This window comes from Mesorhizobium japonicum MAFF 303099, assembly GCF_000009625.1.
GTDB classification, from domain to species: domain Bacteria; phylum Pseudomonadota; class Alphaproteobacteria; order Rhizobiales; family Rhizobiaceae; genus Mesorhizobium; species Mesorhizobium japonicum.
Genome location: NC_002678.2, coordinates 5,033,730 through 5,060,454 on the forward strand (window position 1 = coordinate 5,033,730; position 26,725 = coordinate 5,060,454).

At 60.5% G+C, this 26,725-nt stretch carries 18 protein-coding genes and 5 pseudogenes; 4 read left to right on the plus strand and 19 right to left on the minus strand.

What is annotated here, in order from left to right; all coding sequences use genetic code 11:
• Positions 1-465 precede the first annotated feature (465 nt).
• Together MAFF_RS25400 and MAFF_RS25405 are read left to right on the plus strand one after the other, a co-directional pair.
• Positions 466-1,806 (plus strand): MmgE/PrpD family protein, encoded by a 1,341-nt coding sequence (locus MAFF_RS25400; protein WP_010913862.1) that lies wholly within the window; start codon positions 466-468, stop codon positions 1,804-1,806.
• A gap of 77 nt (positions 1,807-1,883) precedes the next feature.
• Positions 1,884-3,041 carry a M24 family metallopeptidase gene (locus MAFF_RS25405; RefSeq protein WP_244420608.1) on the plus strand — a complete coding sequence of 386 codons (1,158 nt, stop codon included), beginning with the start codon at positions 1,884-1,886 and terminating at the stop codon, positions 3,039-3,041.
• A gap of 765 nt (positions 3,042-3,806) precedes the next feature.
• On the opposite strand, the pseudogene MAFF_RS25410 reads toward MAFF_RS25405, so the two are convergent.
• The 6 genes and pseudogenes from MAFF_RS25410 to MAFF_RS25430 all read right to left on the minus strand — a co-directional run.
• Positions 3,807-4,598 (minus strand): annotated as a pseudogene (locus MAFF_RS25410) (transposase); the annotation flags it as partial.
• Positions 4,599-4,729: 131 nt separating this feature from the next.
• Positions 4,730-4,897: pseudogene (locus tag MAFF_RS40845) on the minus strand (ATP-binding protein); the annotation flags it as partial.
• 4 nt (positions 4,898-4,901) lie between these two features.
• Entirely contained in the window at positions 4,902-7,007 is a 2,106-nt protein-coding gene (locus MAFF_RS25415; RefSeq protein WP_010913867.1) for a recombinase family protein, read from the minus strand.
• A 457-nt stretch (positions 7,008-7,464) separates the two neighbouring features.
• Positions 7,465-8,174 (minus strand): annotated as a pseudogene (gene istB, locus MAFF_RS25420) (IS21-like element helper ATPase IstB); the annotation flags it as partial.
• Positions 8,171-9,685, minus strand: a complete 1,515-nt coding sequence (istA, locus tag MAFF_RS25425; protein ID WP_010913869.1) for an IS21 family transposase — start codon at positions 9,683-9,685, stop codon at positions 8,171-8,173. The gene istA (MAFF_RS25425) and the pseudogene istB, both read right to left, overlap by 4 nt.
• Positions 9,686-9,875: 190 nt before the next feature.
• Positions 9,876-10,425, minus strand: a pseudogene (locus MAFF_RS25430) (transposase); the annotation flags it as partial.
• Positions 10,426-11,253: 828 nt separating this feature from the next.
• On the opposite strand from MAFF_RS25430, the gene MAFF_RS38225 reads away from it, so the two are divergent.
• Positions 11,254-12,030 carry a class I SAM-dependent methyltransferase gene (locus tag MAFF_RS38225; protein ID WP_010913871.1) on the plus strand — a complete coding sequence of 259 codons (777 nt, stop codon included), beginning with the start codon at positions 11,254-11,256 and terminating at the stop codon, positions 12,028-12,030.
• Positions 12,031-12,597: 567 nt separating this feature from the next.
• Here the strand turns inward: MAFF_RS38225 and MAFF_RS25435 are convergent.
• The 13 genes and pseudogenes from MAFF_RS25435 to MAFF_RS25495 all read right to left on the minus strand — a co-directional run.
• A pseudogene (locus tag MAFF_RS25435) lies at positions 12,598-12,885 on the minus strand (ATP-binding protein); the annotation flags it as partial.
• Positions 12,886-13,003: 118 nt separating this feature from the next.
• Positions 13,004-14,032: a site-specific integrase gene (locus MAFF_RS25440; RefSeq protein WP_010913873.1), complete on the minus strand. Its 1,029-nt coding sequence runs from the start codon at positions 14,030-14,032 to the stop codon at positions 13,004-13,006.
• Positions 14,029-15,006, minus strand: a complete 978-nt coding sequence (locus MAFF_RS25445; protein ID WP_010913874.1) for a tyrosine-type recombinase/integrase — start codon at positions 15,004-15,006, stop codon at positions 14,029-14,031. Before MAFF_RS25445 ends, MAFF_RS25440 begins: the two co-directional genes overlap by 4 nt.
• Positions 14,999-15,568, minus strand: coding sequence for a tyrosine-type recombinase/integrase (locus MAFF_RS25450; protein ID WP_197535286.1), 570 nt, complete (start codon positions 15,566-15,568; stop codon positions 14,999-15,001). The genes MAFF_RS25445 and MAFF_RS25450 overlap by 8 nt, the downstream gene beginning before the upstream one ends.
• Before the next feature lie 125 nt (positions 15,569-15,693).
• Positions 15,694-16,227, minus strand: a complete 534-nt coding sequence (locus MAFF_RS25455; RefSeq protein WP_157866077.1) for a hypothetical protein — start codon at positions 16,225-16,227, stop codon at positions 15,694-15,696.
• A gap of 42 nt (positions 16,228-16,269) precedes the next feature.
• Complete coding sequence (locus MAFF_RS25460) at positions 16,270-16,878, minus strand: ATP-binding protein (protein WP_010913877.1); 609 nt, start codon at positions 16,876-16,878, stop codon at positions 16,270-16,272.
• A complete protein-coding gene (istA, locus tag MAFF_RS25465) occupies positions 16,878-18,383 on the minus strand; it encodes an IS21 family transposase (protein ID WP_010913878.1) in 1,506 nt (501 codons plus the stop codon). Before istA (MAFF_RS25465) ends, MAFF_RS25460 begins: the two co-directional genes overlap by 1 nt.
• 96 nt (positions 18,384-18,479) lie before the next feature.
• Complete coding sequence (locus MAFF_RS40850; protein WP_044549182.1) at positions 18,480-18,761, minus strand: helix-turn-helix domain-containing protein; 282 nt, start codon at positions 18,759-18,761, stop codon at positions 18,480-18,482.
• A gap of 404 nt (positions 18,762-19,165) precedes the next feature.
• On the minus strand, positions 19,166-20,320 hold the full coding sequence (locus tag MAFF_RS25475) for a GlxA family transcriptional regulator (protein ID WP_341872705.1): 1,155 nt from the start codon (positions 20,318-20,320) through the stop codon (positions 19,166-19,168).
• Positions 20,321-20,349: 29 nt separating this feature from the next.
• Complete coding sequence (locus MAFF_RS25480; RefSeq protein WP_010913880.1) at positions 20,350-20,874, minus strand: sarcosine oxidase subunit gamma family protein; 525 nt, start codon at positions 20,872-20,874, stop codon at positions 20,350-20,352.
• A complete protein-coding gene (locus tag MAFF_RS25485; protein ID WP_010913881.1) occupies positions 20,867-23,833 on the minus strand; it encodes a sarcosine oxidase subunit alpha in 2,967 nt (988 codons plus the stop codon). Before MAFF_RS25485 ends, MAFF_RS25480 begins: the two co-directional genes overlap by 8 nt.
• A complete protein-coding gene (locus MAFF_RS25490) occupies positions 23,833-24,108 on the minus strand; it encodes a sarcosine oxidase subunit delta (RefSeq protein WP_010913882.1) in 276 nt (91 codons plus the stop codon). The genes MAFF_RS25485 and MAFF_RS25490 overlap by 1 nt, the downstream gene beginning before the upstream one ends.
• Before the next feature lie 18 nt (positions 24,109-24,126).
• Positions 24,127-25,377, minus strand: coding sequence for a sarcosine oxidase subunit beta family protein (locus MAFF_RS25495; protein WP_010913883.1), 1,251 nt, complete (start codon positions 25,375-25,377; stop codon positions 24,127-24,129).
• Between the two features lie 94 nt (positions 25,378-25,471).
• Between MAFF_RS25495 and MAFF_RS25500 the strand changes: the two genes are divergently transcribed.
• Positions 25,472-26,461 carry a GlxA family transcriptional regulator gene (locus MAFF_RS25500; RefSeq protein ID WP_010913884.1) on the plus strand — a complete coding sequence of 330 codons (990 nt, stop codon included), beginning with the start codon at positions 25,472-25,474 and terminating at the stop codon, positions 26,459-26,461.
• Positions 26,462-26,725: the final 264 nt, after the last annotated feature.

Sequence of the window (26,725 nt, forward strand, 5' to 3'; positions counted from 1 at the left end):
CGGTGATTCCTCGATCCTCTACCTTAACACGCAGGCGGCTGTCCTCGACACGGCCTCTATTCGACCTGGGTTCCTGCTGTTTTCCCTTCAGTCCATTGAAGCACAAGCCGAAGGTCTTTTTGGGGCAGTGTTCCTGTCAATCGGCATGATTTTTGCTCGTCCTAGCGGTGAACGGTCGGAACTGCCGACCTGGATGTGGGTGACCTCGAACGAGGATAAGGAGGCAGAATGTCATGTCTGGGTCAAATCGCAATTTGACTTTGTTGGGACGGAGCGTCTCGGTGCGTCTCAAGGGCCTAACTATGGTTGCACAAAGGGCTGCCGTGTTCGTCTATACCTCGGTTCCGTGGCCTCGCGGTAGGGCAAACCCGAATGAAGCCCGCATGACTCGCACGACCCAGCGCGCGTGCAGTTTCACACGTGGGGCGCCTATCTCCGTAGCCAAAAGAAAGTTGGAGTGCCCAAGTGCGAGCCATATCTGAACTCGCCAACTTTGTTAGCAGCTACCCAGCCAGTGAACTGCCGGCGGCTACACGGCGTACAATCTCGTTGCTCATATTGGACCTCATCGGTGCCACCGCTGCAGGTGTGCCATCGCCGTTAGCTCATGCTGCCCGAAAGGCAGCACTGGAAGCCTACGGCGAAGGCCTGATCAGTATTTGGTTGACTGATAATCACTCTAGTGTCGTCGGCGCCGCGATGGCGAATAGCGCTGCAGCGAGCGCACTGGATATCGACGATGGTCACCGCGGCGCAGGGGGCCACCCTGGTTCCGGCGTCATTCCCGCCGCCTTGGCAGTGGCTCAGGCTGTCGACGCGTCAGTTTCTGAAACAATGGTTGCAATCGCGCTCGGATACGAAATCGCGCTGCGAATTGCGAGCTCTCGTCCCGTTGAAACAATCGATACATACGCGAGTGGACGCTGGGTCGGCTACGGCGCTGCGGCCGCAGCTTGCCGGCTGCTGGGCTTGGGTGCAACAGAAACCGCTCATGCGTTGGCGATTGCTGGATCCGAAGGCCCCATTGTCTTCTTAACTGCAACCTCCAAGTTCGAGGGCAGCACGATCAAGGAAGGGATCCCCCCTGCCGTGGTTGCAGGTATCACCGCAGCCTACCGCGCGCGGGCAGCCGCAACTGGACCTCTTGATCTTCTTGATGACAATGATCGTTTCACTCGCCATGTCCTGACAGACAATCTTGGGTCGTCGTGGGAAGTTCAAAAATGCTATCTTAAGCCATATGCATGCTGCCGCTACATCCACGCAGCGATCGATGCGATCCTTGCCATGCGTCGAGACGGGCAAGAGATCCGAAGGCTTCGCATCGAGACTTTCCCTCAGGCGATGCGCCTAGCAAACGAGCGCGCGCCGAGCACATTGGAGGGGGGGCAATACAGCTTCTATTTTAGTTGCGCGCTTGCCACTTTACACGGTCGCGAAGCTCTACAACCCGTTCAACTGGAGCGTCTTACTGACGCGCGCGTGCTCGACCTGGCGGCGCGCATTGAGCTTGAGCCGTCGCCTGATTTCGCTTCGTCGTTTCCAGCCGAAACGCCTGCCCGCGTTGTCATGGATCAGGGCAAAGGGCCCGAAGAAAGGATCGTACGACATCCCCTTGGGGATGTCGCAAGCCCTTTATCCGCCGATCAGGTCGCGGAGAAATTCAGAAGCATCGGCAGAGAGAACGTTCATCCGCGGTGGCAGGATGAGATCCTCTCGATGATCGGTAACCTCGAAACGACAGGCTTTCGGCCACTTCTAGCTACCCTGTCTTCTCATCGCATTCACAGTCGTTGTCTATGCTAGCGTAGAAGCGATCCGCCAAGCGGGTGAACGGCGAACAGACTTAGTTGAAGTAGTCAATAATGAAGGAGCCTACTACAGTGAGTGAGTCCGCGAACAATGGGATTGATTTCCCCGCTGAAGAATATCGTACACGACTGCAGCGCACACAAGAAGAGATGGCCAAGCATGATCTTCCCGTCTTACTGCTGCACCAACCGGAAAACATCAACTATCTGAGCGGTCTGGATGACATTGGCTACTTTTCCTATCACGCGTTGGCGGTTCCCAGTCGCGGTGACCCCGTGCTGATCGTGCGCGATATGGAAGTCCCCACGGCGCACAGCACCTCGTGGGTCAAGAACCATACGGTCTATGCAGACGCCGCCGATCCGATCCCCGCTTCGCTAGACGCGGCGCGAAGGGCCCTCGATGGTCTTGGGCTGGCAGGCGGGCGCGTCGGCGTGGACGAGCACTCATGGTTCTTGACCGTGGAACGCTGGAAGATGCTTCAGGCGCAGCTACCGAATGCAACTTTGGCCAAAGAGCCGCGCATTGTCGACCACCTGCGTCTGATCAAATCGCCGCGGGAAATAGAATATCTGCGCGGCGCTGCCCGCCAAGTCGAAGTGGGCATGCTCGCTGGCATCGAGGCCATTGCGCCGGGCGTCACGGAGCGAGATCTTGCTAGCGTAGTGTCAAGCGCATTTGTCAAGGCCGGCGCGGACATGCGGAGCGGTGGCATCATCACCTCCGGCAGTCGAACGAATCTCATACACGGAGGCTCTTCCAACCGGCGCCTCGAACGGGGCGATCCTGTCTACTTTGAGCTCGAAGGAATCCATCGAAAGTATTACTCACGCTTAATGCGCACCGCAGTGGTTGGTCCGGCGAGCGCTGAGCAGCAGCGTGTCGCCCAGACAATCATCCGTACCCAGGACGAGGCCATCGCGTTGATGCGTCCGGGCACGCCGGCCAGCGTGATCGACCGAGCCTGCCGCGAGCCGATTCTGACGGCTGGTCTGCGCAAGACATACACGAACCGCACCGGCTATTCGCTCGCTCTCTGTGAAAGCCCCTCCGCCGGTGAATTCATCCGTGAGTTCGTGCCAGGTGTGGAATGGGTTCTAGAGGCTGGAATGGTGTTTCATATGCTGATGATGGCGGCAGGCATGGGCTTTAGCGAGACGGTCCTAGTGACCGAACGAGGCCCGGAACGCCTAACTACCATGGAGCGCAAACTCTTCTCGCGTAATTGAAGTCCATCCACGATGGCCACGCTCATGCGAGCGGTCATAGTCATCGTCAGCGAATTCGATGGACTCTGTGACAAACCATATGTAGTCGCAATCGAAACGCCGGCGCAATACGGCTTCTATCTTAGTTTCTGCTTGTGCCGTCGCCTGATTTTGCTTCGTCGTTTCCTGCCGAAACGTCTGCCTGCGTTGTCATGGATCAGGGCAAGGGGTCGGAAGAAAGGATCGTTCGACACCCACTTGGGTTGCGCTCAACCCGCTGTTGAACCATTGGCTGAGGGCCGAGTGTGGTTGGTGTCGCAGTCACAGCCAGGCCATCTGTACTATCGTTCCTCTCAGCGCCCTGGCAGAGCGGTTCTGTCGATCACGAGCAGGGCATCTCAAAAGCAGGCAATCCGCGGGGCGTGGTGATGGAGCGCGCCATCATCGAGCCGGCCTGATCTGCAGCCAACCAAACCTCTTTCGCCATCTGACGGGGCCTGATCAGCCCGGGTGGATCCAAGTCGACGAACCGGCCTGGCATATGGTCTCGACAACTGCCCCCAAGAATGGTCACGCCCCCTGAGCCTAGACTAGTGCGCGTCCATAAACGGCTGTTTTCCCGGAGTTTTCAGGGGTCTTTGGCCTGCTGAAGCGATGTTTTGCGGACGCGTGATGGTACAAGGGCATGGAGGTTGCGGCCGGGGGTCGATCTGGCGGCATTGGGGTCATAGGGGTATCGGCCGGCGCTGGCCGGCGTGCTCCTGAACGCAGCCCGATGACTGGGGGTCAGGTCGATTTGAGGCGGGTGAAGAGGGCGAGATTGTAAGCGACCACCGAGGACCAGACGTAAGCCTTGAAGTGGTTGAGCCCGCGCCAGGTGCAGCGGGCCAAGCCATAGGCGCGCTTCAGGCAGGAGATGCTGGCCTCGATACCAGCGCGGAAGTTGCGCAGCTTGCGATAGACCCAGCGGCTGCTGACCATGTCTTCGATCCTGAGGGCGCTCTTCTTGTGGAACGCCATATCGCGCACGCCCCAAGCCTTGGCTTGGCGCAGATTGGCGCGGCTGGCATAGCCGCCGTCGGCCGCCGCCTGACGCGGCGGCTCGCCGTAAAACGCGATGTGGCGCTCCAGCATTAGCAGCAGACGCTCGCTGTCGGCTGGGTTGCCCGCTTCGATGACGAGATCGAGGATCAGTCCGCTGCGACCGGTGGTCAGATTGATCTTGTGACCATAATCGACGTCGCGGCTGCCCTTGACGATGATATCGGCATGCGGCTCGAACAGGCTCACCAGCTTCTCGCCGGCCGGGACCGGCTCGCCTGCCAGGACCCGCCGTTCGGTCTGGGCGATGATCCGCTCGATCAGCGGCCAGTAGTGGCGGACTTGGGCCTGCCACAGTTCAACGGCCGGGCTCGCCGCCAGGGTCGGTTGCTCAGCCGCCTGCTGGAGATAGCCCAAGGTGGTGCGTGTGATCCTGAGCAGCTCGCGGTAGTGCTTCACCCGTTTCGGGCGACCGCGGGTATATTCGATCGCCCGGGACCGCTTCTTCGCCGCGCGGCAGTGATCGTGCCATGGGATGGTATAGCGCGACAATCTGGGAGAGAAGCGCGCGACAATCTGGATGAGAATCTGGTGTCGCGGCGATGGTGATAATCTCGGCATTGATTGTCGCGCGCAAGAGGTTTTATCGGTTTGATTGTCGCGGCGCGTCAATCAGGAGCGACGTTTGCGGGCGTCGCATATGACGCCGGCCTGCCTGGCCCCCGCTTTCGCTCGATGGCCTCGCGCCGCCGATAGCTCTCGACATTCAGCTCGAAGATTGTGGCGTGATGGACGAGGCGATCCACCGCGGCGAGCGTCATGGCTGGATTCGCGAATGCTTCATGATGCACCTTTCCTTGATCGTCTGGTCCGTTGCAGTCGGCGTTGAAGTTGATCGATCTGGTCGCTGGAAAGGCTGATCTGCCAAGGCTGGCCTTTCGTGCTTTGCCGACCGTGGACAAGGCCCTGGGCGAGGTAGTCGAAGATGGTTTGAGCCGTCACGCCGATTGCAGCGGCTGCGCCCTGTACAGAGTAGGTTCCATCAGGCCAGCGCGGCGGATTGGCTGCGACGCCGTTGATCTTGGCTGTGGGGATTCCCCAACGGTGGCGTAAGAGCCAGATGTTCTCATAGCTGAACAGCTTGCCTCGCGCCGAGCGGACGCCCTCTTCATTCAATATTTTAGCGATTTGCCTGTCCATATCGCCCGCAGCATTGAGTTGCGTGATCCGCTCACGCACAAGCTCAAGTTCGCCATAGTCTCGATCGTAAGATTGAACTCGGCGTTGGATTTGATGTTCGCTGGTTGCGCCGGTCTGCCAAAGAATCCTGATGGCGACCTGGCCGCGTATCTTCTTCTGGTCGAGAACGACCTCCTGCACGATGAAGCGCAAGATACGTTTGCGGTCTTCTGGCTGGGTGGTTTCTGAGTGCCAGATAGCCGGCAAATTCTCGGCGAGTTCCTGAAGCGCCGCGTGATCCTGTGCCTGTAACACCAAGGGCTCTCGGTCTCTCCACCGACGATATTCCTGCTCGATCTCATCGACCAAGCGCAGCTTGTCTTCCCATGCCTTTTCCAGGGTTCTGGCGACGAGACGATTTTCCGGTTCCACGGTGTCGTATTGTCGTCGAGCCCGCTCGGCGTCATACCGCGCACGTTCCCGCCGTAGCGCCCATTGTTTCTCGAGGCTCCGCGTTTCCTCCGCAATCTCGTCGAGCGCAGCGATGGCGATGGCGATTTGGTCAGGTTCCAACGCCTTCAGGAGGATCCGGGCGACCAGTTCATCTACTGCGGGCGCCCGAACCTCCTGACAGAGAGAGCTGCCGGTCTGGTTGCGGTCCGCCAGGCAGCAGTAGACGGGGCATGCACTGTCGGGGCCGCTATAGCGCACGGTCATCCGCCGTCCGCACTGGCCGCAGACCGCTAAGCCCTGCAGCAAAGCAATGCCCTTGCGTGGCGCGCCGCGGTGGCCGGCCTCGTATTGATTGGTGTTGTCGGCGAGGCGTCTCTGATTGGCCATGAACTCCTCCCAGTTAATATAACCAGGGTGTGCGTCTTTGATGCAAACCTCCCAGTCGTCAATGGCCACCTTCGAGGTTGCGCGGTGCGAACCTGGACCTTGGCGGACCGCATTTATTCGGCGCCGGCCGTAGACATATGCGCCGGCATAGGCCGGGTTGTGCAAAATATGATGGACATGGGCGATGGTGGCGTCTCGCCACACCAGCTCATGGGGCGCCGGCCCGCGAAGCGGCCGCACCGGTACACGTAGGTCATGCGTGCGCAGGTAACGCATAACGCGTCGCGCGGTCCCAAGCTCTCTAAATTTGTCGAAGATCAGACGCAGCCGAGCCTGAACCTCTTCATCAGGGTTGAACACGATCTGGCCGGAGCGGTTGTAGGTCAAGCCACCTGGCAGCGGTATGCGAAGCTCGCCCCGCGCAGCCTTCTGCCGCTCCCCTTGATGCAGGCGGATGCGGATCTGGTGCAACTCCGCTTCACTCATGATCCCCGAGAGCCCTAACAGTAGGCGGTCGTGATAGGCGCAGGGATCGTAGAGGCGCTCGCCATCGGCGATGATAACGCCGAACAATGAACACAACTCGAGGAGTTGATGCCAATCCCGGTTGTTGCGCGCCAATCGAGATGCATCGAGGCTGACCACCAGACCGGCGTTGCCGAGCCCGATCTCGGCGATGAGCCGTTGGAAGCCGCCACGCTCGACTTGGCCGTTTCCCGATTTTCCAAGATCCTCATCGATGACGACTACACGGTCCGGCGGCCAGCCCAACCTGACGGCGCGGTCCACCAAGCTGTACTGAAGTTCGGTGCTTTCCTGATGGTGGCGCACCTGGTTTATCGAGGATTGGCGCACATACACGTAAGCGAACTTTGAACGCCGGACGGTCGTGAGCCGCTCGTCAGAACTGCTCGGAATAGCCAACATCAAACCGCTCCCTCGCCGCTGGCGCGTTCGGCGGCATCCGGCGGATCAGAGTCGCGAGCATCTGCGCGACTTGGTGCTGAGATACTGGTGGGAGATTGTTCCAAAGGCTGGGCGTATCTGGCTTGATCCTTACCAGTGGAATACTGGTCTCCGGTAGAGACACCGCAATCCGATGCGCCAAAGCATGAGCAACCATCGCAACTCGCTATTGAGTTACCAAAGGTGATTCGCGCATAATACACCAAAGGAAGCAAAGTCCGAACGGATATTACCTTTCTCGCTGCGCTACGATGTTCAAGATCATCATTGCTAGCAGGCGACAAATCCGTCACTGACCGGCGGATATTGCGTGACCGACCATCCGGAAGGCGGATGACAATAAAGGCAGGTCCGCGCCCCGACCGAAGTGATGCCACCTCAAACCGCTGTCCACAGAGCGCATGTCGACGGTCAACTACCGTGACATGAGACACCAACCGATCAACAACAGGGGTATCTTGCGTTGCTTGGGTCGGGGAAGACCTTTCCCCATTCGCCGAAGGGCTGATTGGCGGTGATCAGCAGGGAACGCCGCTCGTAGCGGGCGCTGATGAGCTCGAACAGCACGCTCGTTTCGGCCTGGTCCTTGGTGACATAGGCGAGGTCGTCGAGGATCAGCAGATGGAAGCGATCGAGCCGGTTGATCGCGGCCTCGAGGCCGAGTTCGCGGCGCGCGACCTGAAGCTTCTGGACGAGATCAGTGGTGCGGGTGAACATGACCCGCCATCCGGTCTCGATAAGGGCAAGTCCGATGGCCGAGGCGAGATGGCTCTTTCCGCCGCCGGGCGGGCCAAACAGAAGCAGGTTCGCTCCCTTCTCGAGCCAGCTGTCGCCGGCGGTGATGGCCATCACCTGGGCCTTGGAGATCATCGGAACGGCTTCGAACTCGAATGTGTCGAGGGTCTTGCCCGGCAGGAGGCGCGCCTCGGCGAGATGGCGTTCGATACGTCGCCGGTCGCGCTCAGCCAGTTCATGTTCAATGATCGCAGCCAGGAAGCGAGCGGCCGGCCAGCCTTCCTTGTCGGCCCGTTCGGCAAACTGCGGCCACATAACCTTGATGGCCGGCAGGCGCAGTTCGTTGAGGAGCAAGCCCAGCCTGGCGGAATCGACAGCGGGGTTCGTCTTCATGCCGCATCTCCTGTCAGGTTGGCGCCAAGCAGGGCTTCATAGGCGTTGAGCGGAGCAAGACGCACGACGACACTCGGCAGCCGGGCGGGATCCGGCGCGAACCGTTCCCGCAAAGCAGCCATGTTGGGCAATCGCCGTGCCTGTAGCGAGGCGGTCAGTTGATCAGCCAGTTCGCTCTCGCAGCCGCGCTCGTGCGCCATGGCGAGAAGCTCGACCATGGTGCGGCAGGCCTGCCGCTCAGGCAGTCGCTCTATGAGCACGTCGAAGGTTCGCCGGTAGGCCTCGCGGGGGAAGAGCTGGTCACGATAGACGAGGTTGAGCAGCGCCATCGGCTTGCGGCGCAGCGAATGGATGACATGCCGATAATTGACGACCTGGTCGTGCTTGCCGTTTGAAGAGGCGCGCCCGCGCGGCAGCGTCATGAGCTGCGTGCCGCCGATGAAGATATCCAGCCGATCATCGAAGAGCCGCACTCTGAGGCGGTGGCCGATCAGGCGTGAGGGCACGGTGTAGAACACCTTGCGCAGCGTGAACCCGCCCGATGACGTTATGCGCACGGTGACCTCCTCGTAGTCGGAAGTGCGCCGGACGGGCAGTTCCTGGAGTTCGGCCCGCTCGATGTCGATGCGCTTGGAGTTGCGAGCATTCACGCGGCTGACGATCTCGTCGACAAAGCGACGGTAGGCTGCCAGGTCGTCGAAATCGCTCGATCCCCGCATCAGCAGCGCGTCATTGATCGCCCGCTTGAGATGGCCGTGCGGGCCTTCGACGGAGCCGTTCTCATGCGCGATGCCGCGATTGTTGCGGGAAGGGGTCATGCCGTAGTGGCCGCACAGTTCGTCGTAGCGGCGCGTCAGGTCCTCCCGGGCGTCCTTGTCCAGGTTGCGGAACGCCGCCGACAGGCTGTCGCTGCGATGCTCGCGGGGAGCCCCGCCGAGCGACCACAGCGCGTTCTGCAGGCCTTCCGCCAGAGCGACGAAACTCTCGCCACCGAGCACGACATGCGCATGCTCGAAGCCGGAATAGGCGAGCCGGAAATGGTAGAGCCGGTGATCGAGTGGCTGGCCCGCGATCGTGACGCCGGCGGCTGCCATGTCGGTGAAATCCGACAATCCCATGCGCCCGGGTACGTGAACCTGCCGGAAGATGACCTCCTGTTCCTCGCCATGGACGGCGCGCCAGGCTCGGACGCGACGCTCGATCGTGCGGCGAATGCCGGCTCCAAGCTCGGGATGACGCCGGATCATCTCGTCGAAGATGGCGATCGCCCGAATGCCCGGAGCTGCCCTCAGCATGGGCGCGACCTCGGCTTCGAAAATATCGGCGAGAGGGTCGGCACGGCGCCGTTGCCGCGGCGCCTTCTTTTGTGACGGCAGTCTCGAATCCTTCTCGATGCGATAGGCCGTGGCGATACTGATCGACGCCTTCGCCGCCGCGACGGCCGTCGTATTGGTCTGCCGGAACTTCATGAAAAGCCTCATATGGTGATCGGTTACGTGGCGGCCGGGCACAAAGCGATTCCTCCCCAACAGGAAAAACCACCGGCATACCCGGTCGACCGTGATCACCAGACGAACGCTCCCGAAAAGGAACGCGCCGCCGGCGGATTGAAACTCCGGTCGGGCTACGCCCTCCCTGCGTTCCAATCCGCCGGCATTCTCATCCTGATTGACGCTGCGCACTCACGTTGATTGCCGCGCCGCAGGATGGCGCTGCCCAGTGCATCCGCGTGCTGCAACAGCCGCACCATCACCCGCACAGCGTCCCATAACAGGCTGCTGTCGCTCGGCTCGTGGACGAGCGCGGCGGTGACGGTGCTGTCCACGCGCACGACCTTGCCGCTTTCCAGCTTCTCTCGCCTGGCGCTTGCCAGCAGTACTTTGTTGATCTCTTCCCAGGTCGGCGCCCGGATCGCGCTGATCGTCTTGTGCAGGACTGATTTCTTTGGGCTCCACCCCCATGGCAGCCGGGCAAAAGCCCGGAACGAGGCGGAATCCTCCAAGTGAAAGGCCAGTTCCTGATAGCTTAGTTGGCGATGCTGCTTGAGCAGCGCGCAGCGCAGCACAGCCTCCGCCGGCAGGCCCTCGCGGCCGGTCTCCTTGAGACCGTGCCGGCGCAGGTCCCGCGTCACCAGGCTCAAAAGCTCGCGATGCTCGTCCAGCCATTGCGACATGGCTTTCAATTCACAGCCGATCTCGTGTCGGGCGAAAAGATCAAATACACTGGATTGGACGGTGCGTTCTTGGCGCATTGTCGGCTCCGGCGGTGGCAGAAACGCTTTGGAATCAGTGGCTTGATCTCGAAGTGTATCTGAAACCGCCGGGCCTTGCCTGCCCAAAATCAGGATTCATTCAATAATATCAGCAGCTTGCCGTTTATGGACGCGCACTAGACTAGCCGCCGTATGCGGGATAAGGGTGCAGCCGCAATAGAAGCACGCCGACAGGAACGGTGAGAAACTGCGGCGGACGCGGCCTACGCCGTTCGCCCCGTAACGCCGACGTGAGCATGTCGCTGCGGAAGCCAGCCGTAGCCGTTCCGTCCAAGACACTCACCTACCCCGATGCCTGGGACTCTTGAGCCCATGCTCACCACCACGGCTCTGTACCCCAGCAACTCCGACTGGTTGGGGGCTGTTCCTCAAAGCCGATGCCAAGGGACCCGCCCTCATCATCATTTTTCACGCAGAGTTCACAAGCCTTTACGATCCGCCAGGTCATTCCTGTCCTTGGACAATCTGGCAGAGAGGATTTCGCCGTGATTGTCAGTTCGTGCCGGAGCGATTCGTTCGCCACGCGCGTCCAGCACGGCGAGATGCACTTCGCTCCGGCGAACGATGAAAAACTCACATGCTCAAGGCCGATATACGTCGCCCGGTCCGAACCTTGGCGAGCTTAGAGAGCAGTGTCTCAAGAGGCCCAGTCCCGCCCGAGGCCCAATCTCGAATGCGGAAAGATCAATGAACTGTTGCGGAGATATTTAACAACGGTATGAAAATTTTCACAAATGTTTTCTTTCAATATTACCCGCCGTATGCAAAAATCGCTATAAATTGTAAGCTCATCATGAGGGCAGACACATGAATGACGAGGTCAGTAAAAACATATCACTGTCCGATTTTGAACCATACTTCAAGGAAGATTACTTTAGAGAGGATTACTTTTATTTTGACAATGCGGTCAATTCTCCAGAAACGAGTGATCGACAAGCAGGGGTAATTTGGAACCTGCTTTCCCTTGGGCAAGGCAGCTCAGTTCTTGAACTTGGATGCGGCTATGGGCGGATTACAAACCGGTTGGCAAAAAAAGGAGCGCATGTAGTCGGGCTTGATATCTCACCGATCTTGCTAAAAGAAGCCGAAACGGATGCGGCTGAACGTGGAGTAAAGGTTGAGTATGTCCTCGGCGACATGCGCTCACTTCCTTGGCGAGATCGATTCGACGCGGCTTTTCTGTGGTACACCACGTTTGGCTATTTCGATGACGCGGACAATGAGAGAGTTCTTCGTGAAGCCGCTTCTTCACTTCGAAAGGGTGGGCGTCTGCTAATCGATCACCCCAATCGCATCGATTTCCTGCGCCACAAGTCGCCTGTCTGTTACGTTACGCAGCGTAACAACGATGTAAGGATCGATATGTTTAGCAACGATGTGCTAAGCGATCGCTCGAACCTCGAAAGGCTTATCGTCCGTGATGGATGCGTTAGACGAACGCACCTTTCTTTCAGACAGTATGGGGTCTCTGAGTATGTTCGCATGTTGCGAAGTGCCGGGTTCGAGACCGTTGAAGCTTATGGGCAGGAAGGTGAAGCGTTTACATCAGATAGCTCGCGCCTCGTGGTTGTCGCATGCAAATAATACCAGCGGCCATGGGACAAGCTCCTGCTGATTATTTTCCGGACATGTCGCCCCGGGGGTCACTCGCTTCTGTCCGATAAATCGTCGGAATCTGCATCGAGAGCGCACCGATGTGGTCGGGGGACGCCCGCACAAAAACTATGGTCACGGCAAATCGGTTGAAGAATGAAGAATGGGAGGTTGTGCATCATGCTTGACGTCCCAAATATCTGATTGTATTGTATTATTTCGACTGCCATTGCAGACTGGTGCCGTTAATTGGGGTAGGCATCGAATGGGCAAATCGGGACCATCATTTCTGATCACCAAAGCTCCCGATGGGTCGCTTCGACGCACAACAAGCGACGCGGTTCTGTCCATCTGTAGCGCGACGATTAAGGAGACCGGTCGGCGGCGATAATGATGGCCGGTGGAAGGCGGCGCCGAGTGGTGTGATTTGGGTATCACCGGGTCGGTTGTCTGGCAACTGGCCGGCGACAATTATCGGAGTTGTAATTGTCGCTGGGGCATCGTGGCGGGCGGAAGGCGCCCCGCGGATCTGCGGCGAGTAATTGTCGTCAGCGGCAATTACGATGACCGGTTGGGCGGGTCCTCTGGTTCGTCGTTGGCGTTTTGCGTGCTGGCGCCGCGGGCGACGGCGGCTCGCTTACGATAGCTCTCACCATTCATCTCGATGATGGTGGAGTGGTGCACGAGGCGGTCTATCGCCGCGACTGTCATGGCGTCCGACCATCCGGAGAAAGGCTCGTTGGCGGTGATGGCGATGGAGTGTCGTTCGTATCGGTGAGCGATGAGCTCGAACAGGGCACTGGTCTCTAGCTGGTCCTTTCGCACGTAAGACAGCTCGTCGATTAATGTTGAGCTCAACATTAGTCGACTCATGTGCAGTACGCAGAGATGTGGAGTCGCCCTCACTGGGAGCCACTTTTGCGCGGCGCGTGGCGCGTTGAGCGTCGGACAACTCCACATAATATTAGAGGCGGCGCAGCCACCCGGTGATATCCTCCCCCCGGAAGACGAAGGCTCCGCCTTTCGGTGGCGCCAGTATCTCCGGGAAGACTTGGGCGAGAGCCTGTCGCTTCAGATCAATATCGGCGCGCGCATATCGCATAGTGGTATTCAGACTGGCATGCCCGAGCCATTGGCTGATCGTGACGAAGTCGACTCCGGCCTTGAGTAGGTGAATCGCCGTGGTGTGCCGGAGGGAATGTGGGTGGATCCGTTTGTCGCTCAGGGTTGGCGCAACTTCGGCGCCGGCGGCAACGCGTTTTTGGAGGAGGTATCGAACTCCGAACCGGGTCATCGGAGCACCTCGGCCGTTGAGGAAGATATGTTGGTCTGCCGGATCTTCGTCATTGGTCTGCTTTTGGATCAATTCCTTCAAAAGCTGTGCGGTGCGGGGCCAGATCGGACACAGGCGTATCTTGTTGCCCTTGCCGGTGAATCGCACCTGGTGGGGCGGCTCCAGGCGAACGTCCCGGACCCGAAGGTCGATGACCTCCTGGACGCGCGCGCCGGTGTTGAACATGAGCGAGAACATGGCGTAGTCCCGCCTGCCTGCCGGCGTCTTTCGATCGATGCCGGCCAGCAAAGCCTCGACCTCCGTGGTCTCCAGATATTCGATCGGAGCCACACGTGCGCCCCTCTTGAACGGGATTCCAAGCACTTGCTGGAGAGTGGCCATATGCTCCGGGGTCTCAGCGATCAGGAAACGGGCAAAGGTATGCAGCGCGGCCAGGCGAGTGTTCCGGGTCGCGATGCTGTTGCCCCGCTCGCTCTCCAAGGAAGCCAGGAAACGGCCGACACGGTCGGCGGTGATGTCGGCGATCGTCAGCGATTCGATCGGGCGCCGGCAATCGGTCGTGGCAAATCCCAGGAACAGGATCATGCCGTCGCGATAACTTCGGATCGTGTGACGGCTCATGCCACGCAGCGTCGGAAGGTATTCCTGGAAGAAGCGGACGATGGGTCGGCCAAGGTCTGTGGGCTGATAGGCCTTCATGGTTTCGCCTCCACCACGATGTTGCCGAAGGCGGCCTCGAAGCGGCTGCTGGCAAGTTCCCGCATCGTGGGTACGAAGTGGAGGTAGTGGGCGGTCGATACGACCGAGACATGGCCCATATAGATTGCCAGGCTGGGCAAGCAGGACTGAACATCGGCACCAGCGCGATACCAGCGTATCAACGCCTGGACGCCAAAACTGTGTCTAATATCATGGACGCGCGGCAAGCGACCTTCGCTGTCCCGCACGTCGGCAGTGACGAACAGACGATTGATGGCCTGTCCCAATCCGGCCCCGGTGTAGCCGCGTCGACCAGCTCGTCCGCAACACAATAATGCCGAGGATGGATCGGCATTGAATGAGGGCGCGAGACGGAGGTGTAGATAGGTGCGCAGTGCACCTGCCGCGTCCGGAGACAGCGGCACGAGCCGGGACTTGTGGAACTTCGATTGACGAATGCGGAGCAATCCGGATTGCGGCTCGACGTCGTCGAGCGTCAGACGTGCCAGCTCTCCACGCCGCAGACCGGCGGTGTATAGGATGATGGTGGCCAGCCGCATGACGGCCGGCAACAGCGGCGAGTTCGTCGTAGGCGCCAGGCCGTCGGCTGCTGCAAGCATCCGAGACACCTGAGCTGGCTCGAGAATGACCGGCCGCCGATACGGCAACTTGCGCGCGAAGTAAATCGAGTCCGGTACAAAGCAGCCTGGTTCCGCCCGTCTTCGGAAGAGACAGAGCTTGCGGACAACAAACTGTCGGCCACGCCGGGTCGTCGGCGACAAATGGCGAAGGGAAGCACACCAGCGATCAAAGCCCTTTTGGTCGAGATCGCCGGCCTCGCTTGACACGATGAATCGCCGCAGATGCCCGAGGATCCATCCTTCGTTGTCGTAGGCCCGACCCAGCGCACGTTGATGCGCCAGCCATGCGTCGATCCAGCGATCCAGTGGGGTCAGATGGAGGGTCTCAAGCATGATCGCCTCCCTCGACAACCATGATTCCCGGGACAGGCAAGGCGACCTTCCGCAACATGTCGACGTCGGCCCGCAAGTAGACACAGGTCGCTTCGAGGCTGCGATGCCCAAGCAAATCGCCGATCGCCTTGACATCGACACCGCGCCGAAGCAGCCTCATGGCGAAGGCGTGACGCAGCGAATACGAAGACACGCCACCGAGCGATAATCCACTCTTCTGCGCTCGATAGGTGAAGACCGTGATGACGCCGTAATGCTTGAGCGGCTTGATCGGGCTGCGGATTCGCAGGAATAACTGCGGCAAAACACTGTCCGGTCTGCCGACCTGGAGATACCGATGCAGGAGCCGTAGCGTTCGTCCGGCCAACGGCAGGACAAGGACCGATCGGGTCTTCCGTTGCTCGACCCGCAAGGTTCTCGCTTTCCAGTCGATCGAGTCCAAGCGAAGGGTGGCAACCTCCGACGGTCGGAGACCGTAGTACGCCATGAGATGCAAAATGGCGTAGTCGCGCCAATCCCGGGCAGCTCGCCGCCGGATCGACGCCAGCAGGCGGCGTACCATTGTCCAATCCATAGCCCGCGGCGGCAACTCCCCTCGATACACGCGCGGCATGTCGATGACATGCAAACCGCCAGCCGCCTCGCCGTGATCCCCGCAATATCGCAGGAATGCTCGTAGATGCGCGATCACATGTTGGAGCGATTGTTCTCCTTGCTCTTGAGCTGGACGAAGGCCTCGACGTCGGCTGCCGTTACGGCGGACAGGCAGTGGTCGGCTGGAACACCCCGTAACAGGAAATCTGTGGCCGTCTGTCCGTGATGATAGAGCGACTGCTCCGAGAGCCCCCGTACCTCAGCGAGATATCGATGATAGCGGCGACAGAGCTGGCTCGCCGGGTCCGACTGTTCGATCGGAATCAGGCGGCCGGTGGCAGCCAGGAACCGGGTGAAGATCCGTCCCGTGCACTCGCCCAGGTACTTCGTCTGCGCGGAAACTCCGGACACGACGAATGCCTGTCGCACATCGGCTTCGTGAAACACGGCCCCGGGCTGGAGGCGATCAGAACGACCCAACGCCTCCCGAACCCGATAGAGATGAAGGCGAAGCGGATGCCGCAGATGGCCTTGTTCCGTCAACCAACCGGCGAATGCCGCCAACTCGCCGCAGAACTGGGACTTCTCGTACCGTTTGTGGTGCCTTGGAAATAGATCACGCAGCATAGTGTCCTCCTTGTTGTGGATGGAGAACACGATACGGGTGGTTCACTTATGTTGAGTCGCTCGCGCCACGCGCCGCGCAAAAGTGGCTCCCAGTGAGGGCGACTCCACATCTCTGCGTACTGCACATGAATCGAGTACGATGAGGTCGTACTTGTCGAGTTTGTCGAGCATCGAGGGGAGACTGAGCTCGCGGCGAGCGGCCTGAAGCTTCTGCACCATCTCGGTGGTTGTGGAAAACAGGACGCGGCGACCGGCATCGATGAGGGCGTGGCCGATGGCGGCAATCACGTGAGTCTTGCCGGTGCCGCTCTGACCAAAAATGAGGATGTTGCCGCCGCTTTCGATCCAGCCTTCGCCCGTAGCCAGGGAAAGCAAATGGGGCTTTCGGATTCCGGAAGGGAAGTCGAAATCGAAAGTGGCGAAGGTCTTGCCGGCAGGCAAGCCGGACTGTTCGCGATGGCGCTGGATACGTCGAGAGGCGCGCTCGGCCATCTCGATCTCGAGCAGGCAGGCGAGAAGGTTGGCCGCGGGCCAGCCATCGCGATCGGCCGTGTCGGTCAGATGCTTCCAGTTGCGGCTGATGCTGGGCAGGCGCAGTGCCGACAGCAGGGTGGGCAGCACGGCGGCGGCCTGATCCTTGGTCCTGCTCATCACAGCACCTGTGCGTTGGCGAGCAAATGGTTGTACCCGGCGAAATCGGGCGGCGGGATGGTGACGTCGACACGGCTTCTGACCGTGGGCAGGAACTCGCTCTTCAGCTTGGCGACATTGGGGAGTTTGCCTCTATCGAGCGCGGCCTCGATACGCAGGGCCAGAGCATCGACGCAGTTGCCGTTGGCGGCAATATCGAGGAGAGCGACCATGTCGCGGCAGGCCTGCCGGGCATCGAGCGCGGCATCGAGCGCCTGCCATGCCCGGGTATAGGCATGGGTGGGGAACAAGGCATTGCGGTAGACCAGATAGCGCAGGGCCTGGGGCTTGCGCTTCAGGTTGCCGATGAAGTGCCGGAAATCGATATTGTGTCCTCGCTCCGCATGTTTGACGCGGACCCGGTCGGCGGTCATCACCTGGTCCGGCCCGAGGAAGAACTCAACCCGGTCATCATAGAGATGGGCATGGAGGCGGTAGCCGATGAGGCGCGAGGGTACCGAATAGGTGACACGGTCGACGCTGATGGTGCTGTTGCGCGTGACGTCTGCGCTGACCAGGGTAAAATCCGTGGTTCGCTTCGGCGGCAGCGACTTGAGTACGCGGCGCTCATCATCCACGAGCCTGGCCCGGCGTCGGTTCTGCTTGGCCACCTCCTGATCGACGAAGCGGCGGTAATCCTCGATGCTGGGGAAATCGCGGCTGCTCCGGCGGCGCAGGGCCTGATCGAGCCGTCGCTTCAGGTGGCCATTGGGAGCTTCGATTGAACCGTTCTCATGGGCGACACCTTTGTTGTTGCGCGTCGGCGTCATGCCATAATGTCGGCACAGCGCTTCATAGTTGCGGGTGAAATCACGCTGGGCGTCGGCGTCGAGGTTCTTGTAGGCGGCCGATAACGAGTCGCTGCGGAGCTCGGCGGGTACGCCTCCCAGCTTCCACAGCGCATCCTGCAGATGCTCGGACAGAGCGGTGAAGCTCTCTCCACCCAGCACGACCGCTGAATCCTCCCAGCCGCTGCTGGCGAGGCGAAAATGAAAGAGGCGATGGTCGAAGCGCTGGCCGGCGATGGTGACATGCAAATCGTCAGCGACGGTGAAATCCAAGAGGCCTTGCCGGCCGATCTCGTGATGCTGTGGGAAGAAGATCTCCTTCTCGCCCCCATTCAGGGCTCGCCACCGGGCAATCCGGCGCTCGAGGGTCCGCCTGACGCCATCGGGGACGGCGGCCTCCCCGAACTCGTCCTGCACAGTCTCGAAAATGGTGACGGAGAGGATGCCTGCGATCTTCAGCAGCTCCTCCACGCGTGGCCATATCTGTTCGAGGGGGTCAGGCCGGGTACGCCAGTGCCGCTCGCGCTTCTTCTGGGATGGCAGCTGCGGATTCTTGTCGATCCGGCGTGCACTACGTTCGCTGATACCGGCCTTGGCCGCCGCAACGGCCTGGGTGTGGTGACGACGCTGAGACATGTAACGATGTACCTGTTGATCGGTGATGTGGAGGCCAGGCATCGGTACCTATCGCTGCTATGCTCGATAGGTTCCGATACCACCACTCGACGCGCCCCGATCAGAGCCCCTCGCAGGGGCTTGTGTCGCGCCCGCCCGTCAGACCCGCTCTCCGGTCGGGGCTCCGCCCCTCCCTACGACCGGGCCCGACGGGCGATCCCACCGGCCATCATAGTCGTCGCTGGACCGGCCACCGTAGTTGTCGCCGCGCAGTCCATCCCAGGCATCAAACTCAGCGACTGGGTAGAGCACCGTTTTGCCGATCTTGACGAAGCTAGGCCCAACGCGCATTGAGCACCAGTTTCTCAACGTGCCGAGAGAAATCTCCCCACGATAGCGTTCTGCCATTTCGTCTGGTGTCAGAAATTTGACCGGATCCATGAGCTACTCCTCTGTAGCGGCCATGAGCCAAAGGCCCATGAACGCTGAACGCATGCCACGAACTGAGGTTCAGCGGTCGCGTCACGGCTTGGCCAGGAGACGAACAACTGCTCATGCTCGTTCACGGCATCAGATGGATTGCGGTCGGCTTTGATGGAAGTGCCCGCCGGTCATCGTCGTAATAGCGGACACAAAGGGCGGCAAATCGGTCGGGAGGCACTTGAGTGTGTCTTGCAAAGCGGGTCGGATGTACGTCAGGCGGTCTGTTTGCCGCAATGCGTGCTTTCGACCCGCTTCAAGCCCGAGGCTATAAACAATTGGCGCGATCCACATTGGCCAACAATGGCTTGTGATAGAAAGTGATTGATTGGGGGTGTAAGTGCGACTCCACATGGGCAACAAGATCAAGCGTTTTGAGCGTGTTTCCTCACGTGGCAGGCTGCAAGGCCGCCCTGAGCAACATTCCCAGTAGGTCGGGCGGCAGGCCCGTTCCGCCGGCGTTCTACGGCTTCCGAGCGAGCCTCCCTTGGAGTCATTCCATAATTCTCGCGATATGCCTTTGAAAAGTGTGAGGCCGAGATGAAACCACAGGCCATCGCGATCTCAACGACCGGGAGTTGCGAGTTCACGATCAGCAAGTGCGCGCGCTCAAGTCTCATCTCAAGATAGTATCGTGCAGGCGAACGTCCGATTTGTTTCGAAAAGATGCGCTCAACTTGGCGCCGAGACAAACAGTTCGAGGCAGCCATGTCTTCAAGCGCTACTGGCTCGTCGAGATTCCTCTCCATCTGCTCGATGATCTTCAACAGGCCCTCATGGTGAATGGCCGCGCCTGCATGCCGAGGGAGTCTCTGACGATCTCCAGGTTGACGGACCCTCATAGCGGCGGCCTTCTCGCACACCCGGCTGGCAATGGAGGTATCATAGTCCTCTATGACAAACTGCACGAACATATCGAAAGCAGCATCCCCACCTGAGCAGGAGTACGTGTCACCATCGATCTCAAAAGCAGATTGAACCGCAGTGACACCTGGAAATTGCTCGACGAATGAAGGGAACTGTTCCCAGTGCACTGCGCATCTTCGTCCATCTGCCAGACCAGTCTGCGCGATGCTGAAGACCCCGCTTGCGATTCCAACCAGACACAGTTTTCTAGCCCGGCAGTCCCGCAACCAGCTATTCAGGGCCCGATTAACGGCAAGGGGGTGGCTACCCCCGCAAATTACCGCGACCGAAGGGAACGAGCCCATTCTGCCACGAAGGCCGCGTTCCTCCTTGAGCGACGTATCGACGGAGATCGTAAGTCCGCTGTTCGATCTTACAGGGTGTCCGTCGTCAGATACAACTCGCCAAGCGTAGCTCTCTGTTTCAAGCACTTCGTTGGCGAGCCGTAGGGCCTCTACTGCAGACGAAAAAGCCTGTAGTGAAAATCCAGGCCACAGATAGAGACTGAACAGTCGTTTTGCCACCTTCATCTTTAGAATCTCAACGCCTCTCGGAGGGCCTGGAGCCCGTCCGACTTTGGTTCTGAGGCCCTTTGGGTCGAAAAGGCCTCGCATCAGATGCAACTCTTGCGACAGACGCTCACCTATCGAAACCCAGCGCTGACCCTTGTGAGATCATCCCAAAGGCTTTCCGCGAAGCTCCTGAGCACAATTAGTTCGAAGGAGTCGCTGCCGATGCGGGTGATGTGCGCGGCGATGTGGCCGATCAGGGTTGTTGCTGATTGGCCGACGCGAAAAGACTCGGCAGAAAGGTCGATGGCCGTACCCGTTGATAGGATGCGCTCGGATTGTCTGCCGTCGATGCGGATACGGACGCGGCCGCCGCTCTGGTCGACGCCTGTCGCGCGCGGTTCGAGCATCTCGAACAAGGCCTTCATAGAGGAATACGTCATCGGCTCGTCGCCAACGATAAACCACTGCCCTGGCGAAACGGCATGGACGTGGCCTTTGCCAAGTCCGACCAGGAAGGATGCCAGGTCCTGTTCTCGGGGCGCGGCAAGCACATGGACGATCGCGCCTTCGGGTAGCGCCTTCATGGCGAAGGCGTCTGAGCCCTGCAGTGGTTCGGTGCTGATCGCAGGGCGGTGGATGAGATCGAATTCAGACATGGAGCTTCTCGTTTGCTGGATCGAAGAAGACCGGATTGCACAGGCGTGCAGCGGTGAATTCCTTGCTCAGGCCATTCCACACCATCACCTCTTCGCCATGTCTGGCATGGCCGCTCTTCACTAGCGCCAAACCGATGGTAGAGCCGACATGCGGTGAGAAGCCACTCGACGAGACGTAGCCCTGGTCGTTCTCAAGGGTCGGCGCGGCGTCCTTGGCGAGAATGTGCGAGCCGGTGCGGAATGTGGTCGCGGGGTCGAGCGGCACGACGCCGACAAGGCTCGGACGATCCTGGGCCAACAGGCCCTCGCGACCGAGCATTGCCTTGCCGATGAAATCCGGCTTGGCCGTCGACACCATCTTGGCGAAGCCGAGATCCGACGGGATTACCGTGCCGTTGATCTCGTTATGCGTCACATGGCCCTTCTCGATGCGCAGCACGCTGAGGGCCTCGACGCCATAGGGCTGGATGCCATGTTCCTTGCCTGCCTTGAGAACGGCGTCGGCGACGCTCTCGCCATAGCCGGCCGGCACGGCAAGTTCGTAAGCCAGTTCGCCCGAGAACGAGATACGAAACAGGCGGCCATGCAGCCGGCCGCCGAACAGCGAAACTTCCCTTGCCGCAAGAAAGGGGAAGGCAGTGTTGGAAATATCATCATCGACGATTGCCTGCAGCGTCGCGCGCGCCTTTGGCCCGACCACCGACATCTGTGCCCATTGGTCCGTGACCGAGGCGAGCCGCACGTCGAGCTCCGGCCACAGCACCTGGGCGCAGAATTCGAGATGCGTCATGACGCCGGCGGCATAGGCGGTGGTCGTCGTCATGAAGAAGCGATCGTCAGCCAGGCGGCTCGTCGTGCCATCATCATAAATGAAGCCGTCCTCGCGCAACATCAGGCCATAGCGCGCCTTGCCGACCGGCAGTTTCAGGAAGACGTTCGAATAGACCCGATTGAGGAACTCCGCCGCATCCTTGCCGCAGACCTCGATCTTGCCGAGCATGGAGACGTCGCAGATGCCTACATTCTTTCGAACGTTCACGACCTCGCGGTCGACGCTCTGTCGCCAGTTAGTTTCACCCGCGCGCGGGAACCAAGACGAGCGGTACCAGAGGCCGGTCTCGACGAAGACCGCGCCGTGCTTCTTGGCCCAGTCATTTAGAGGCGACTTGCGCACCGGCTGGAAATGATGGCCGTGATGCGGACCGGTCAACGCGCCGAAGCTGATTGGGGTGTAGAAGGGCCGGAAGGTCGTCGTACCGACTTCGGCCGGAGAGACGCCACGCGCTTCTGCCAGCAGGCCTATTGCGTTGACATTGGAGAGCTTGCCCTGGTCGGTGGCCATACCGGACGTGGTGTAGCGCTTGGCAAGTTCGACATCGCCATAGCCTTCCTGAACTGCAAGGCCGAGATCCTTGCGGCCGACATCGTTCTGGAAGTCGACGAAGGCCTTGCCCTTCACGCCCCGGATATTCCAGAGTGGGCGGGCCGGTGGAGCAACGACGTCGCCATCGACAGGACCGGCCTCGAATGGCTGGGCGGCGAACCCAAGCTCTTGGGCGATGGCAGCGCCTCGCGCCGCACCCTCTGCGAAGCTTGCCGACAATCCGGTCGTGCCCGTGACAGCGCCTGCGAGCGCGAGGCCCCTTCCCTCCGGCGGCGCCAAGAAGGCGCCATGCGCATCCGACCACTGCGGCTTGCCGCCGCGATGGCAGGCAAGGTGGATAATCGGGCTGAAGCCGCCGGACATGGCGAGCGCATCCACTGCTATGGTTTCGGTGGCACCGTTTGCGGCCGTGAAATTGACGCTGGAGAGTGCCTTGCCACCCCTGGCGTCAGACACGACAGCGCCCTTGATAACGCGAGCCTTGCCGGTATAGGCGAACTGGGCGTCGGCGCGGCTATCGATGATTGCGGTAAGCTCGACACCCGCGGCCTCAAGATCGCTTGCGAGTGCATAGCCGCTGTCATTGGTGGTGAAGATGGCGGTGCGCTGACCTGGGGCCACGGCAAAACGGTTGAGATAGCTGCGCATTGCACTCGCCATCATTACGCCGGGAATATCGTTGCCGCCGAATACGAGCGGCCGCTCCTCGGCACCGGTGGCGAGCAGCGCCTTCTTTGCGCTAATGCGCCACATGCGCTCGACGGGCTTGTTTGGATCGGGGTTGCGCACATGCTTCTGGGCGCGCTCCGCAGCCCCGAAGACATTGCCGTCATACCAGCCAAAAGCGGTGGTGCGGGTCAGGACGCGCACATTCGGCAGCGTTTCAAGCTCGCCGGCCAGCCGCTTGGCAAATGCCGGCGCGCTTTCTCCGCCGACGGTCGCGGTCTCCGACAGCAACGATCCGCCCGCAAGGCTGTGTTCGTCGAGGATGATAACACGTGCCCCTGCACGGCCGACGATCAGCGCGGCGGCCAGCCCGGCTGGGCCGGCACCGATCACCAGGAGGTCGCAATGCGCCCAGCTCTTCTCGTACCGGTCCGGATCGGCCTCGTAGGTCGCCTTGCCGAGACCGGCGGCGCGTCGGATGAAGGGCTCGTAGAGACCTTCCCAAAACTTCGCCGGCCACATGAAGGTCTTGTAGTAGAAGCCAGCGGCGAGGAAGGGCGAGAGCAGGCCGTTCAGCGAACCGATATCGAAATTGAGCGAGGGCCAGCGGTTCTGGCTGCGGGCTTCGAGACCATCGTAAAGGTCCTGCATCGTAGCGCGGGTATTGGGCTCGGTGCGCCCTCCGCTGCCGATGGTCATCAATGCATTCGGTTCGGCGGCGCCCGCGGTCAGGATGCCGCGCGGACGATGGTATTTGAAGCTGCGGCCTACCAATTGGCGGCCATTGGCGAGCAGAGCGGAAGCCAACGTATCGCCGGCATGACCCGTGAGTGACTGGCCATCGAAGCTGAAGCCGAGGCGTGAGTGACGATCGATCAGGCCACCGCTGGGCAGTCGATAAGAGGTCATCAGAGCGCCTCCGCCGTCAGGTCGAGCACCGCGTCGCCGGAGCCCGAGATTTCATGCGTCGCCGTATTGCGGCTGACCACCAGCCAGCGCCGGCAGCCCGACGTATGATGCCAATATTCCTCATAGGCGCCGCGCGGATTGTCGCGCAGATAGACATAGTCGATCCACAAATCCGTGTCGGCATCGGGTGCCGGTCGGGCAACTGCCGCGCCCTTCACGGTGAATTCCTCTTTGGGTCGAGAGCCGCAATGAGGGCATGGGATAAGGCTTGCCATGTTCAGGTATCCTGGAAATCAGTGAAGGTTGGGCTGGGCGCCCTGGCCCTTTTCGTCGAGGATATGGCCACGCGCGAAGCGGTCGAGCCGGAAGGCGCGAGCGGTTTCGTGCGGCGTGCCCCGTGCGATCAGGTGCGCAAAGCAGAGGCCGGATGCGGGCGTGGCCTTGAAGCCGCCATAGCACCAGCCGGCATTGAGGTAGAGATTGTCGATGTGGGTGCGGTCGATGATCGGCGAGCCGTCCATCGACATGTCCATGACGCCGCCCCAGGAACGCAGCACACGTACACGGGAAATGCCTGGGATCATCGCCTTGCCCGCCTCGGCGACATGCTCGACGGTGGCGAGATTGCCGCGCTGGGCATAGGAATTATAGCCGTCGATGTCGCCGCCGAAGACCAGCCCTCCCTTGTCCGACTGCGAGACATAGAAATGCCCCGCGCCGAAGGTGACGACGCAATCGATGAAGGGTTTTAGGCCCTCGGAGACGAAGGCCTGCAGCACATGGCTTTCAAGCGGCAGCTTGATATCGGCCATTTCGGCAACACGGGAGGAATTGCCGGCAGCCGCGAGTGCCAGCTTGCCGCAGCCGATGAAGCCGCGCGTGGTCTCGACGCCAACGACCTTGCCGTTTTCCCGGCGGATGCCGGTCACCTCGCAATGTTGGATGATGTCGACGCCGCGGCTGTCGGCGCCCCGCGCATAGCCCCAGGCCACAGCATCATGCCGCACCGTGCCGCCACGCCGCTGCAGAAGGCCGCCCTGGATGGGAAAGCGGGCATTGTCGAAATCAAGGAAGGGCAGTTTGGCGCGCACCTCCTCGCGGTTGAGCAGTTCGGCATCGACGCCGTGCAGCAGCATGGCATTTCCGCGCCGCGTATAGGCGTCGCGCTGCGCATCGGAATGGTAGAGATTGAGCACGCCGCGCTGGGAAATCATGGCGTTGAAATTGAAGTCCTGCTCCAGGCCTTCCCAGAGCTTCAAAGACAGTTCGTAGAAGGGATTATTGCCCGGCAGCAAGTAATTCGAACGGATGATCGTCGTGTTGCGGCCGACGTTTCCGCCGCCGATATAGCCTTTTTCCAGTACTGCGACGTTGGTGATGCCGAATTCCTTGCCGAGATAATAGGCGGTCGCAAGGCCGTGGCCCCCGCCGCCGACGATGATGACATCGTAATGGGACTTCGGTTCCGGCGCGCGCCAGGCGGGGCCCCAGCCGGTGTTGCCGCGAAGGCCGTTGAGCAAGATCGAGAGAGCCGAGTATCGCATAGCTGGCCATATCCAAGCTGGGACTTGGGTCAACCTATGCCCGTCGACCAGATTTCAGTTCCACCTATGGGACGGTTTATTATATAGATCGGACATGACGCCTGAATTGGACAGACAAACTCAGCAGTTCGGTTTTCTGCTGCTACCGAATTTCGCCCTCATGTCCTACGCATCGGCGACCGAACCCTTACGCGCCGCCAACCTCCTCGCGGGCCGCAGCCTCTATGTCATCAGGCAGCTTTCGCAAGGTGGCCGTCCCGTGCAGAGCTCCGGCGGTATCGACATCGCCTGCGATGATATTTCGTCAGTGGGTGCGGAATTCCATACAGTGTTCGTCTGCGCGGGCGGCGATCCCGGCAACTGGGCGGAAGCGGACAGGCTGTTCAAAACGTTGCGGCGGTTGTCGCGCCTCGGCGTCCGTCTTGGCGCAATCTCGAGCGGCGCCTATCTCTTGGCTGCCGCCGGTCTGCTCGACAACAGAGATTTCACCATTCACTGGGAGCATGCCCCGATCCTGCGTGAGGCCTATCCGGCTTTAGCGCTCCGGCAAGCCCGTTATGTGATCGACGGCGATCGCATAACCTGCGGCGGAGGCGTGGCTCCGCTCGACATGATGCATGCGCTGATCGCCGAACGCATGGGAGCGCATTTCGCGAACCGCGTCAGCGACTGGTACCTTCACACAGCGATTGCCGACCCCTCAGACCCGCAACGCGGTTCTGCGGCCGAGCGATTTGGCACCCACAATCCGATCCTGCTGGCCGCGCTTGAGAAGATGGAAGCGACGATTGAAAATCCGCTCGATCGCGAAGCAATGGCGCATTTCCTCTCGATCAGCGCCCGTCATCTGGATCGCCTATTTACCCAGCATCTGAACGCCGGCTTCCTGCAAAGCTACCGCCGGATTCGGCTTGATCACGCGCGGCGGCTGATCGAACAGAGCCCGCTTGCGATCGCTGAAATTGCCTTCGCCACCGGCTTCTCCAGCACCGGACACTTTTCCCAAGCGTTCAAGGCCCAATACGGCAGGCCCCCTAGCTCTTTGCGATCCAATCGTCCCAAGGGGACAGGTCCCTTTGCGTGATAGAACGCTCACATCTATCGGGGAATTGCCGAAACACGCAGTCAAAAAGCTGCAGCGCGCGGGGTTCGGCCGCCGTTCCGAGCAGCCGGGTCCTGTTCAACTGGCGCTCGGACTGGAGAACCTCGGAAGCGACCCTTGCCCTAGAAGAGGGAAGAGGGAAGCCCTCCGCGTATTGAGAAGCAGCAGACCGAACGACCATCCCGGCGCAAGCCCCCGCCCGATCGTATGGTGCGTGAGGATGTCTACAACCGGTGCGGCGGCGCG

Excerpts from the sequence above, each read along its gene's own strand:
- MAFF_RS25415 (WP_010913867.1), bottom strand. The coding sequence starts at position 7,007 with ATGTTGGCTATTCCGAGCAGTTCTGACGAGCGGCTCACGACCGTCCGG.
- MAFF_RS38225 (WP_010913871.1), top strand. The coding sequence starts at position 11,254 with ATGAATGACGAGGTCAGTAAAAACATATCACTGTCCGATTTTGAACCA.
- MAFF_RS25440 (WP_010913873.1), bottom strand. The coding sequence starts at position 14,032 with ATGAAGGCCTATCAGCCCACAGACCTTGGCCGACCCATCGTCCGCTTC.
- MAFF_RS25445 (WP_010913874.1), bottom strand. The coding sequence starts at position 15,006 with ATGCTTGAGACCCTCCATCTGACCCCACTGGATCGCTGGATCGACGCA.
- MAFF_RS25450 (WP_197535286.1), bottom strand. The coding sequence starts at position 15,568 with ATGGTACGCCGCCTGCTGGCGTCGATCCGGCGGCGAGCTGCCCGGGAT.
- MAFF_RS25455 (WP_157866077.1), bottom strand. The coding sequence starts at position 16,227 with ATGCTGCGTGATCTATTTCCAAGGCACCACAAACGGTACGAGAAGTCC.
- MAFF_RS25460 (WP_010913877.1), bottom strand. The coding sequence starts at position 16,878 with ATGAGCAGGACCAAGGATCAGGCCGCCGCCGTGCTGCCCACCCTGCTG.
- istA (WP_010913878.1), bottom strand. The coding sequence starts at position 18,383 with ATGCCTGGCCTCCACATCACCGATCAACAGGTACATCGTTACATGTCT.
- MAFF_RS40850 (WP_044549182.1), bottom strand. The coding sequence starts at position 18,761 with ATGGATCCGGTCAAATTTCTGACACCAGACGAAATGGCAGAACGCTAT.
- MAFF_RS25475 (WP_341872705.1), bottom strand. The coding sequence starts at position 20,320 with ATGCGAGGCCTTTTCGACCCAAAGGGCCTCAGAACCAAAGTCGGACGG.
- MAFF_RS25480 (WP_010913880.1), bottom strand. The coding sequence starts at position 20,874 with ATGTCTGAATTCGATCTCATCCACCGCCCTGCGATCAGCACCGAACCA.
- MAFF_RS25485 (WP_010913881.1), bottom strand. The coding sequence starts at position 23,833 with ATGACCTCTTATCGACTGCCCAGCGGTGGCCTGATCGATCGTCACTCA.
- MAFF_RS25490 (WP_010913882.1), bottom strand. The coding sequence starts at position 24,108 with ATGGCAAGCCTTATCCCATGCCCTCATTGCGGCTCTCGACCCAAAGAG.
- MAFF_RS25495 (WP_010913883.1), bottom strand. The coding sequence starts at position 25,377 with ATGCGATACTCGGCTCTCTCGATCTTGCTCAACGGCCTTCGCGGCAAC.
- MAFF_RS25500 (WP_010913884.1), top strand. The coding sequence starts at position 25,472 with ATGACGCCTGAATTGGACAGACAAACTCAGCAGTTCGGTTTTCTGCTG.